We start from the raw sequence: 12,590 nt of genomic DNA on the forward strand, positions 1-12,590 counted from the left end.
AATGAAGTCCATTTTAGCCCTTTGTCAACAATCTGAAATTCCCCATAAGAGGGAGTTTTTTTATGAACTTGAACAATCTTTTTTCATGACTTTCTCAAATTTGAAAAATTCAAATGTCTCAGGTGCTAAAGGGTCATTTTCTTGATTCTTCTCATGAGGGAAGCTCGGATCTGGATGGTGTAAGTGATAAAACTCAACAATCTGAAACCCGCATTTGTTCACATAAAAATGAATGTTGCGCTTTTCAAAATAAGGAGTGACAACTTCCCACACCTTCGTTTCTGGATATTGCGCCTCAATGGCTTTCCATGCTGCCTGACCAATGCCGCGGCTATGAGATGATGAAGAGATATATAATAGGTCCACCGAATTGCGGTGTGTATGCGGGTTGATTTTTAAGACAACCCCTCCTGCCTTTTGACCATTTAGTAAAATATGATAGACAAGGTTCTCTGTCGAATAAAAAGATTCATCAATCGACTCATCAGGAGGAATTGGTCCACCTTCTGCATCGCCAAATGCATCAATGATGCCAGCTGTGAAAGCATCTTGCAGTTCCTTTTTCATCAAAGGGAAGTCTTCTTGATTTGCAAGTGATAATGTGACTTGATCTTGTGCGATTTTGTTCATGTGTAAATCCTTTCTCCACATACGTGGTGTTTATGCATGTTATCATAAAGGATGGAGTAACTCCATAGTCAAGAAAGGAGCCCTAAAAATGATGAGCGATGGTCAAAAAACATTTTTAACTGGAGAATTTGCGTCATTATTTGAAGTGAAAAAAGATACACTGCTCTATTATGATAAAATCGATTTGTTTAAGCCGGCAGGTGTTCAGGAAAATGGGTACCGTTATTATACATTTGAACAGTTTGATCATTTCATGGCCATTCAATCCCTTCGTGCTGTTCAATTTCCGATCAAACAATTAAAACAATACTTTACTGAGCCTTCTCAGGAGAAATTGCAAAGCCTTGCGGTTGAGCAAGCAGAAAAGGTCGGGGAGGAGATCCAAAAACTACAGGATATTCAATCTTTTCTTTTTCGTGTGATCGAGACAACGAATGAATTATCATCAGTGAAAACAGGGGAGGTCTTGTTTCAAGAACTGCCAGAGGAACCGATCGTCCTCAGTACATCAAACCCAATTGATTCAAACACACCTGTAGAAGAAATTTCTCGAATTGTAGGAGAATTTCTGAAAGGAATTGGGATTAAAGGTGCTGCGGCAAATGGTTCTGTTTTAAACAAGGAGCAGTTTTTGCAGCGTCATTATCATCAGTCTGATAGGCTGTTTTGCCGAATGGAAGGGCCGGATGCAGTCAAAAAGCCAGCGGGTCTATATGCAGTCATGTATCAACAAGGAACATATGAAGAGATGGAGACTGCCTATTCACGTTTATTAGATCACATCGAAGCAGAGGATATGATACTGGATGGGGATGTCTTTGAGGAGTATTTACTTCATTCTCTGATGTCTAAAAATGAAGCGGATTACATGACGAAACTTAGTGTGAAAGTCAGAAAACGGGAAGCTTAAGGCATCACAAAAAGGATAGACAGGCATTTTTACATGCTGTCTATCCTTTTTGATGCTGTTTAACCGACTTGGTTCTCGGCAAATTGACTCATATAGAGGTCTGCATAAAAACCTTTTTCTTTCAAAAGCTCACGATGAGTTCCTTTTTCAATAATCGTGCCATCGTTCATGACTAAAATGAGATCGGCATCTTTAATCGTTGAAAGTCGATGTGCAATGACGAAGCTTGTTCTGCCGTTCATTAATTCATTCATCGCTTTTTGAATATGCATCTCTGTCCGTGTATCGACACTGCTTGTTGCTTCATCTAAGATTAATATCTTCGGATCAGATAAGATGGCACGGGCGATGGTTAACAGTTGACGCTGACCTTGCGAGAGGTTGCCGGCATCTTCTGTTAAGAGTGTGTCATATCCATCTGGAAGGGTGCGGATGAAATCATCTGCATAGGCATGTTTAGCGGCTTTCAACACATCCTCTTTTGAAACATTCGGTCTGCCATATGCGATGTTGTCATAAATTGTACCTTCAAAGAGCCATGTATCCTGAAGAACCATCGCAAATAAGTCACGCACTTGCTCTCGGCTGAGGTCGGTTGTTTTTACGCCGCCAATGCGAATGGAGCCTTGATCTAGCTCGTAAAAGCGCATTAACAGATTAATAATCGTTGTTTTTCCAGCGCCTGTTGGCCCAACAATGGCAACCGTTTGTCCTTCTCGGACATGTAAATTCAAATCTTTAATAATGGGTTGATCTTTCTCATAACCGAAGTGAACGTGCTCAAAGGCCACATCTCCGGAAAGGGATTTAAGATCAATCGCTGCATCTTCTTCCGCATGTTCTTCTTCCTCATCCAGAATTTCAAACACCCGTTCAGCAGAAGCGATAGCAGATTGAACTAAGTTTGCAACACTGGATGCTTGCACAAGCGGCTGCGACATTTGCTGTGTGTATTGGATAAATGCTTGCACATCCCCGACACGAATATTCCCGTTAATGACAAGAATTCCGCCAGCAACACTTACCGCCACATAGCCAAGATTCCCAATAAAGGTCATCATTGGCATCATTAAGCCGGAGATAAATTGTGCTTTTCTTGAAGATTCATATAGTTGTTCGTTTAATTGATCAAATGTATCAATGGCTTTCTTTTCATAGCCATACGCACGAACCGTCTGATGTCCTGTGAACATTTCATTAATATGTCCATTGATCATCCCTAGTTCTTTTTGCTGTGCTTTAAAATGCTTTTGCGAAAATGATGTAATGCCTCGAATCGCAAACAAACTAAGAGGCAGCGTCAAACAAACAAGCAGCGTCAGTAGCGGACTGATGAAAAGCATCATGACGACAATTCCAATGACTGTAATAACAGATGTAATCACTTGCGTGAGTGCCTGCTGTAAAGAAGTATTAATATTATCAATGTCGTTCATCACCCGGCTCAGCGTGTCTCCGTGTGTTGTTTTATCAAAATAACGAAGGGGGAGACGTGTAAGTTTGTCACTCGCTTCTTGTCTTAGTTCAGCAATGGTCTGCTGCGAGACACCCGCCATTACATATTGCTGCACGAATGAGAAGAGAGATGCCACGACATATAATAGAACAAGCAACAATAAAATGCGTGAAATGACATCAAATTGAACACCAGTTCCTTGTGTAAAACTTTCAAATAGGGAAGAGGTGGCATCCCCAAGTAATTTTGGACTGACAACATTAAAAACGGTTGAACCGATCGCTGCAATCAGGACAATGATCAGCTGAAATTTCCTCGGTTTTAAATAGCCCGTTAAACGAAGAAGTGTTTTTTTAAATTCCTTCGGTTTTTGTACTGGACCCCTTGGGTGACCGCCTTTATGTCCCATTCCAGAAGACATTTTTTTACTCATCCTTGCTCCACCTCCTGACCTTCCTGTGATGCGACGATCTCTTGATAGACAAGGTTATCTTTCAGTAACTGTTCATGTGTACCGATACCTGCTATTTTTCCATCATCTAACACAATGATTTTATCGCTATGCTTCACTGTGCTGATTCTTTGAGCCACAATAATCAAAGCAGCATGCTCTTTTTCAGCTTCTAGCGCTGACCGAAGTTTTGCATCCGTTTTGTAATCAAGGGCAGAGAAGCTATCGTCAAACAGGTAGAATGCAGGTTTTCTTACGAGTGCTCTTGCGATCGAAAGACGTTGTTTTTGACCGCCAGAGAGATTCGAACCCCCTTGGTCTATCTCTGCGTGAATTCCGCCATCTTTTTGCAAAACAAATTCTTCGGCCTGTGCTGTCCGCAGTGCCTGCCAAATCTCGTCATCTGTAGCATCTCGTTTGCCAAAGCGCACATTATCAGCAATGGTTCCGCTAAATAAAATGGCTTTTTGAGAAACATAACCCATCTGACTTCTCAGTTTCTCTTGAGGCAATTCTCTAATATCGACACCATCTAATGTAATTTTTCCTTCTGTTGCTTCATAAAAACGTGTCATCAGCTGAAGAAGGGTCGTTTTCCCGGAACCTGTACTGCCAATGATCGCCGTCGTTTCACCCTTTTTGGCTTCAAACGTCATGTCTTGAACGGCTGGTTTTTCAGCATTTGAATAATAAAATGACACATTCTCAAAGCGAATGGACTGGGCTGGCTGATCAAATTTAGTGACAGTCTCTTTTTTGTCTTTAATTTTTGGTTCTAGATTTAACACTTCATTCATCCGTTTAGCTGATGCCTGAGCTCTAGGCACCATAATAAAACTCATAGACAGCATAATGAGTGCCATTAAAATCATCATCGCATATTGAATGAAGGCGATCAGATTCCCGACTTCCATCTGTCCGGCATCAATCCGATTAGCGCCAATCCAGACAATGCCGATATTCGTGAAGTTCATGATAATGAGCATAAAAGGGAACAAGTACGCCATTAATCGATTGACCTTAAGGCCAGTATCCTTATACGATGTATTGGCTTCTTGAAAACGTTCCTTTTCGTCATCTACTCGGTTAAACGCACGAATGACCCGAATGCCTGAAAGCGACTCTCTCATAATCAAGTTCAGCCGGTCCGTTTTTTTCTGAAGCTGGCCAAAGAGGGGGATCGCTTTTCTTGACACCAAATAAATGAACCCGCCAAGAAGGGGGAGAGCTGCTAAAAAGATGAGAGATAACACAGCATCTCTAGATACAGCCAAAATAATTCCACCAACGAGCATAAGAGGCGCCCGTGTCATCATTTGTAAGATCATGATCGTGACATCTTGAACTTGTTTCACATCATTTGTGGATCTTGTAATAAAGGAAGATGTCCCGATTTTTTGAAATTCTTCTAATGAGAATTGTTCGACATGCACAAACAGCTGTCTTCTCATATCACGCCCGAAGCCTAGAGCTGTCTTAGATGACAAGTAGGACTTCCAAATCGTGAGCAAGATGGCAAGTAAAGAACAAGCCACCATCCAGCCCCCAACCTTCCATATATAAGCGACATCTCCTTGGACGATCCCGACATCAACGATATCTGCTGTAAGCGTCGGTAAATACAGCTGGAGCATACTGCTCAAAAAGGTGAGAATCACAATGAACACAACGGATAGCCGATAGGGCTTTAAAAACGATAAAATTGATTTCATACGATTACCTTTCTTCCATATAGTCTGTTGTTCTGTAACTCATCATATACAAAGAGGGATTATTTCTACAAATGAAATGTCTTGTTTTAGTGAATTATTTATATTGTTCAATTTTAGAAAAGAAATCCTTCACAAACACATAAAAATCATGGGCAGAAGGAGACATTTCTCGCGTTTTAGATGCAATAATGCCAACCGTTCTTCTCACTTGAGGAAAATCGATCGGAATTTTCACTGTAAATCGCGGTGTTGTTTCATAAAAGGCACTTTCGGGTAATAAGGTAACACCCATTCCTGCCGATACGAGACCTTTTATGGCATCCAAATCTTCTCCTTCAGATGAAATGGTAGGCTCATAGCCAGCCTGCTTACAGGCATCAACCGCAATTTGTCTCAGCACATACCCTTCAGGAAATAACACGAAATGATCCTTTCTTAAATCACTTAAATGAATGCTCCTTTGTCCGCTAAAGGGGTGGCTAACCGGTAAAAGGGCATAAATGCTTTCAGAAAACAAAATATTTCCTTCTATTTGAGAATCGTTTGTCGGTACAGGTCCTAAAAAGGCAAGATCGATATCACGATTTTTAACGGCTTCAATGAGAAACTTATAAGAACCTTGACGAAGTAAAAAATCGACTTCTGGATATTCCAGCTTAAATGCGGAAATGACAGAAGGGAGCACTTGGCTTGCTAGACTTGTAGGAAATCCAATGTTCACTGTCCCTTTGTGGGGATCTAAGTATTCATCAATTTGTTCTTTGGCGTAATCTATCGCTTTTAGGGCGGTTCTGACATGGTCCAAAAATTGTCTGCCGATTTTCGTTAATTTGATATTTCGTCCTTCTCGTTCGAATAAAGCCACTCCAAGTTCTTCTTCTAAATTGGCAATCTGCCGGCTGATGGCAGATTGGGCAACGTGTAAGTTTTCAGCCGCTTCTGACACGTGTTCACGGTCAGCAACTTCTACAAAATAACGTAATTGACGAAGCTCCATTTTTGCACTTCACACCCATCTATCTCAAAAAGAGATTGTTTTGATCTAAATTATATATTGTTTATATTAATTTGAAAACTTAAAATAAGTTACAGAGTTTGTGAGATTTTATTACTGTGAAAAAACGGATCTTTTAAACGGGGGAGAGAAACGATGACTTATAATCAACTACCACAACCACAAGGTCTCTACCGTCCTGAATTTGAACATGATGCATGTGGAATCGGACTGTACGCCCATTTAAAAGGGAAGGCGACACATAGCATCGTCAAAAAGGGATTGCAAATGCTGTGCCAGCTTGATCACCGCGGCGGGCAAGGCAGTGATCCGTATACAGGTGATGGTGCCGGTTTAATGGTACAACTGCCAGACGCTTTTTTTAGAAAGAACTGCCAAGACTTTGCACTTCCAGAAAAGGGCCGTTACGGGGTAGGAATGGTGTTCTTTTCAAAAGATGATGATGCCAAAACGCGTCAAGCGATCGAACAAAAGATCAACGGCTTCATTAAACAAGAAGGGCAAACATTAATTGGCTGGAGAACGGTCCCTGTTGATGCTGGGAAAATTGGAACGGTTGCAGCGAAGAGCTGTCCGGTTGTGAGACAGGTCTTTATCGGAGCAAACGACAACATTACAGACCGTTTGTCATTTGAACGAAAACTATATGTCATCCGTAAGCAGGCTGAAAACTGGGGAACAGCAGAGGAAAAACAATTTTACTTTGTCAGCCTGTCGAGTCAAACCATCGTATATAAGGGGCTTTTAACTTCAGATCAAGTCGATGCTTTTTATCTTGATCTACAGGATGAAACATTTGTTTCTGCATTTTCACTCGTTCATTCAAGATTTAGTACAAATACATTCCCGACATGGGAACGAGCGCATCCAAACCGTTACTTAATTCATAACGGAGAAATCAACACATTAAGAGGAAACATCAATTGGATGAGAGCAAGAGAACAACAATTCGTGTCTGAAGCCTTCGGAGAAGATCTAGACAAGATTTTGCCAGTGCTGAATGCAGACGGAAGTGATTCATCCATTTTAGACAATGCCTTTGAATTTTTCGTGCTTGCAGGGCGTACTCCTGCTCATACAGCGATGATGCTGATTCCTGAGCCTTGGACGGAGAATACGCACATGTCTAAAGAGAAACGGGCATTTTATGAATATCATAGTTCGTTAATGGAGCCGTGGGATGGCCCGACAGCGATTTCGTTTACGGATGGTAAACAAATCGGCGCCATCTTAGATCGGAACGGATTAAGACCTGCGAGATACTACGTGACAAATGACGATCACATCATTTTCTCATCTGAGGTCGGCGTCATCGACACAAATGAAGAAGATGTGAAGTATAAAGACCGTCTTGAACCAGGTAAAATGCTGTTAATCGATTTAGAAGAAGGACGCATTATTTCGGATGAAGAAGTGAAATCTTCGATTGCGAATGAACTTCCTTATCAAAAATGGCTCGATGAAGAAATGGTTCACGTCAATCGCTCTGAAGAAAATTCAGAAAATTCTAGTATAATGAGTGATTTGTTAACACGTCAGCGTGCCTTCCATTATACGTACGAAGACATTCAAAAGTATTTAATTCCTTTACTAGAAGAAGGCAAGGACCCAATCGGCTCAATGGGAAGTGATACACCGCTTGCTGTGTTATCAGATCGTGCGCAGTCGCTGTTTTCTTATTTCAAACAGCTGTTTGCTCAAGTAACGAACCCGCCAATTGATGCCATTCGTGAGCAGCTTGTCACATCGACCATGACTTGGTTAGGTGCTGAGGGAGATATTTTACATCCAAATGAATATTCATGCCGAAGAATTAAACTTTATACACCCGTTTTAACAAGCGGGCAGTTCAACGGCTTGAAAACGATTGTTCATAACGCCTTTAAAAGCAAAACGATTCATACACTTTTCACTGATGACCTAAAACGTGGCCTTGATGCGATGTTTGAAGAGGCAGAAAAAGCCATTCGTGAAGGGGTATCTTTACTAATTCTTTCCGATCGTGACATGACGGAAGAAAAAGTGCCGATTCCACCACTTCTTGCATTAAGTGCACTTCATCAGCATCTTGTGCGTCAAGGCTTACGAACAAAGGTGAGCTTAATCGTCGAATCTGGAGAAGTAAGAGAGGTTCATCATTTTGCCGCACTGATTGGCTACGGTGCAGATGCGATCCATCCGTACCTCGTTTACGAAACATACAAACAGCTTATTGCTGAAGAAGCGATTGCGATTAGCTTTGATGAGGCTGTCACAAAGTTTGGCAAAAGTGTGACTGAGGGCGTCGTTAAAGTAATGTCTAAAGTGGGAATTTCCACTGTCCAAAGCTATCGAGGCGCACAAATTTTTGAAGCAGTCGGCATTAGTGAAGAAGTCATCCAGGCATATTTCACAGGAACAGCTTCGCAGCTAGGCGGAATTGATCTTGACACCATTGCAAGTGAAGCAAAGCTTCGTCATGAGGCTGGGTATCAGGCATCAACTGATCAAACGCTAGAATCAGGCAGTGAGTTCCAGTGGAGAAAAAATGGAGAGCATCATGCCTTTAACCCAAAAACCATTCATACCCTTCAGTGGGCATGCCGCAACGAGGATTATGATTTATTTAAGCAATATACGAAGGCAGCGGATGAAGAACGAATTGGTTTCCTTAGAAATCTATTTGCTTTTCATTCAAAACAAAAGCCAGTTCGTCTGGAAGAAGTTGAATCTGCTGAATCCATTGTACGCCGCTTTAAGACAGGTGCGATGTCATTTGGTTCATTAAGTAAAGAAGCGCATGAAGCACTAGCGATTGCGATGAACCGAATTGGCGGCAAAAGCAACAGCGGAGAAGGCGGGGAAGATCCTGCTCGCTTTACAGTAGATGAGCACGGAGATGATCGCAGAAGTGCAATTAAACAGATTGCTTCTGGCCGCTTTGGCGTGAAAAGTCATTATTTAGTCAATGCAGATGAACTGCAAATTAAAATGGCGCAAGGTGCAAAGCCGGGAGAAGGCGGACAGCTGCCAGGAAATAAAGTGTATCCTTGGGTCGCAGACGTACGTGGTTCTACGCCAGGTGTTGGCCTAATCTCACCACCGCCTCACCATGATATTTATTCAATCGAGGATTTGGCTCAATTGATCCATGATTTGAAAAACGCAAACCGTGACGCACGCATCAGCGTCAAGCTAGTTTCTAAAGCTGGCGTTGGTACGATTGCAGCAGGTGTCGCAAAAGGGACAGCGGATGTCATCGTAATTAGTGGATATGATGGCGGTACTGGAGCTTCTCCGAAAACAAGTATTAAACATACAGGACTTCCTTGGGAGCTTGGATTGGCAGAAGCGCATCAAACCCTTGTCTTAAACGGTCTTCGAGAGCGAGTCGTTCTTGAGACGGATGGCAAATTAATGACAGGACGCGACGTTGTCATGGCTGCGATTTTAGGAGCAGAAGAATACGGCTTTGCGACAGCTCCACTTGTCGTATTAGGATGCGTCATGATGAGAGCATGTCATTTAGATACTTGCCCAGTCGGTGTCGCTACGCAAAACCCGGAACTTCGCAAAAAATTCATGGGTGACCCTGATCACATTGTCAACTTCATGATGTTTATTGCAGAGGAAGTAAGAGAAATTTTAGCTGAACTTGGCTTTACATCAATGGATGAATTGATTGGGCGTACGGATGTCTTATCAGTAAGTGAAAGAGCAAAAGCACACTGGAAAGCAGGACAGCTGAACCTTGAAATCCTGCTTTATCAGCCAGAGGGAGCACGCACATTCAGAACGCCACAAAATCATAAAATTGATGAATCACTGGATATGAATGAGATTCTCCCTTATGTACAGGAAGCGCTCGATCATCAAACACCGGTTGATCTGTCACTAAACATTCGCAACATTCACCGTGTAGCTGGAACGATTACGGGCAGTGAAGTGTCTAAGCGCTACGGAGAAGAAGGTTTGCCAGAGGATACGATCACACTTCGGTTCACTGGTTCAGCTGGACAAAGCTTCGGCGCATTTGTTCCAAAGGGGATGTCCTTATATTTAACAGGTGACTCAAATGACTATATCGGCAAAGGACTCTCTGGAGGCAAAATTGCTGTCAAAACATCTGATCACTTTGTACAAAATGGACATGAGAACGTGATTGTCGGTAACGTTGCATTTTACGGCGCAACAAGCGGAAAAGCGTATATTAACGGCCGTGCAGGTGAACGATTTGCCGTTCGTAATTCAGGTGTCAATGTGGTCGTTGAAGGAATCGGTGATCACGGCTGTGAATACATGACTGGCGGACGTGTTGTCATTTTAGGTGACGTCGGGAAAAACTTTGGCGCAGGGATGTCTGGCGGTATCGCTTACGTGCATACATCTGATGCAAAACAGTTCAAAAGAATGTGCAACATGGAAATGATCATGTTTGAAAAACTCACAGATCACGAAGAAGAACAAGAAGTGAAGCAAATGATTCAGGAACATCTTGATTATACAAACAGCTCAAAAGCAGCAGCGCTTCTAGAGAACTGGGCACAAGAAAAGAATCAATTCATTAAGATCATTCCGAGAAATTACAAAATGATGCTTCAAAGCATTGAGGAACAAAAACAAGCAGGCCTCAGCCACGAGGAAGCTGTTATGTTCGCATTTGAAGCAAACACAAAACCGAAAAATAAAGAAACGGCAAACGGGCAAAAAGCAGCCCTCGCTCATTAAGAAAGGGGAGAGGACAATGGGCAAAGCAACAGGTTTTATGGATTATAAAAGAGAAAAGCCAAATGAACGTGACCCTCTCACTCGTCAAAATGACTGGAAAGAATATTCAGCTCCTTATACAGATGAGGTATTGAAACAGCAGGGTGCTAGATGTATGGATTGCGGAACACCGTTTTGTCAAATTGGGATGGAGATCAGGGGCGGCGTTTCTGGCTGCCCGATCTACAATTTAATTCCAGAATGGAATGACCTTGTCTACCGGGGCAGATGGAAAGAAGCGCTTGAAAGACTACAAAAAACGAACAATTTCCCTGAATTTACTGGGAGAGTATGTCCAGCACCTTGTGAAGGCTCATGTACCGTCGCGATCAATGATCCAGCAGTATCGATTAAAAATATCGAACGGACGATCATTGATAAAGGTTTTGAAAATGGCTGGATTACACCAAGAATTCCTTCAAGTCGTACAGGGAAAAAGATCGCCATTGTCGGATCAGGACCAGCAGGACTGGCAAGTGCAGACCAACTAAACCAAGCAGGACATGCTGTAACCGTGTTTGAACGATCTGATCGTCTAGGCGGACTGCTCACTTATGGTATTCCGAATATGAAGCTCGACAAAGAAGTCGTTGAGCGCAGAGTCAAACTTTTAAGACAAGAAGGCATTGACTTTGTGACCAATACAGAAATTGGTGTGGATATCACGGCTGATGAACTAAAAGAACAGTTTGATGCGGTCATCCTTTGTACAGGTGCACAAAAGCAGCGTGACCTGTTAATTGAAGGTAGGGAAGCAAAAGGGATTCACCTGGCAATGGATTATTTAACACTCGCAACAAAAAGCATGCTTGATTCAGGATTCAAAGATAAAAACTTTATTGACGCAAAAGGGAAAGACGTCATTGTGATTGGCGGAGGAGATACAGGCGCTGACTGCGTCGCAACTGCACTTCGCCAAAAAGCAAAAAGTGTTGTTCAATTCGGAAAGCATCCAAAGCTTCCAGATACACGTGTAGGGGATAACATGTGGCCAGAACAGCCTTATGTCTTCTCTCTAGATTATGCTTACGAAGAAGCACAAGCAAAATTTGGAGAAGACCCGCGCCAATATTCGATTCAAACCACAAAGATTGTGGCTGATAAAAATGGGAAGTTAAAAGAGCTTCATACCATTCAAATGGAAAAGGTGAAAAACGAACAAGGGAAGTTTGAATTTCATGAAATTCCAGGAACAGAGAAGGTATGGCCAGCTCAGCTAGTCTTTATTGCGATTGGTTTTGAGGGAACTGAACAGCCGCTAGTGAAACACTTTGGCGTGGACAGCAAAAACAATCGGATTGACGCAAAATATGGGGAATATACAACGAATGTAGAAGGCGTATTTGCAGCGGGAGATGCAAGACGCGGTCAAAGCTTGATTGTCTGGGCAATTAACGAAGGCAGACAAGTGGCGCATGAGGTAGACCGTTATTTAATGGGGAGTTCGGTTCTGCCAAAATAGGTCAAACAAAGGGTGTTTACCATATATAGAGAAAAGCCATGACCAAAGAGTGGTCATGGCTTTTTATGATTCAGACATGATGGGATTTGAAATTCTAGATAATGGATCTAACAAAACGCTTGAGGGAGACGACGTCTTTATTTTACTGCCTTCATAAATGGTTTAGAACCTTCCTTTCCTGTACATGCTGTAAGTACATGCAGTGAGA

7 protein-coding genes are annotated in these 12,590 nt (G+C 42.3%); 3 read left to right on the forward strand and 4 right to left on the reverse strand.

Features of this window, described 5'->3' with window-relative positions; genetic code table 11:
* Positions 1–60 precede the first annotated feature (60 nt).
* Entirely contained in the window at positions 61–630 is a 570-nt protein-coding gene (locus tag ACSBQP_RS03365; protein ID WP_217815848.1) for a GNAT family N-acetyltransferase, read from the reverse strand.
* 88 nt (positions 631–718) lie between these two features.
* On the opposite strand from ACSBQP_RS03365, the gene ACSBQP_RS03370 reads away from it, so the two are divergent.
* The gene (locus tag ACSBQP_RS03370; RefSeq protein ID WP_435028185.1) at positions 719–1,540 is read left to right on the forward strand and encodes a MerR family transcriptional regulator; all 822 of its coding nucleotides are present in this window, start codon (positions 719–721) and stop codon (positions 1,538–1,540) included.
* 59 nt (positions 1,541–1,599) lie between these two features.
* Here the strand turns inward: ACSBQP_RS03370 and ACSBQP_RS03375 are convergent, their stop codons facing one another.
* The 3 genes from ACSBQP_RS03375 to ACSBQP_RS03385 all read right to left on the reverse strand — a co-directional run bounded on the left by ACSBQP_RS03375 (position 1,600) and on the right by ACSBQP_RS03385 (position 6,156).
* Positions 1,600–3,429, reverse strand: a complete 1,830-nt coding sequence (locus tag ACSBQP_RS03375; protein WP_435028186.1) for an ABC transporter ATP-binding protein — start codon at positions 3,427–3,429, stop codon at positions 1,600–1,602.
* Positions 3,426–5,159, reverse strand: coding sequence for an ABC transporter ATP-binding protein (locus ACSBQP_RS03380; RefSeq protein WP_435028187.1), 1,734 nt, complete (start codon positions 5,157–5,159; stop codon positions 3,426–3,428). The genes ACSBQP_RS03375 and ACSBQP_RS03380 overlap by 4 nt, the downstream gene beginning before the upstream one ends.
* Before the next feature lie 94 nt (positions 5,160–5,253).
* Positions 5,254–6,156, reverse strand: coding sequence for a LysR family transcriptional regulator (locus tag ACSBQP_RS03385; protein ID WP_065460521.1), 903 nt, complete (start codon positions 6,154–6,156; stop codon positions 5,254–5,256).
* 153 nt (positions 6,157–6,309) lie between these two features.
* Here ACSBQP_RS03385 and gltB point away from each other — a divergent pair, with 153 nt between their 5' ends.
* On the forward strand, positions 6,310–10,881 hold the full coding sequence (gene gltB, locus ACSBQP_RS03390) for a glutamate synthase large subunit (RefSeq protein WP_435028188.1): 4,572 nt from the start codon (positions 6,310–6,312) through the stop codon (positions 10,879–10,881).
* 16 nt (positions 10,882–10,897) lie between these two features.
* Complete coding sequence (gltD, locus tag ACSBQP_RS03395) at positions 10,898–12,382, forward strand: glutamate synthase small subunit (protein WP_024718332.1); 1,485 nt, start codon at positions 10,898–10,900, stop codon at positions 12,380–12,382.
* The last annotated feature ends 208 nt before the right edge of the window (positions 12,383–12,590 follow it).

Origin of the sequence: Bacillus sp. G402 (assembly GCF_051172515.1) — a bacterium.
Classification (GTDB): Bacteria; Bacillota; Bacilli; order Bacillales; family Bacillaceae; genus Bacillus; species Bacillus altitudinis.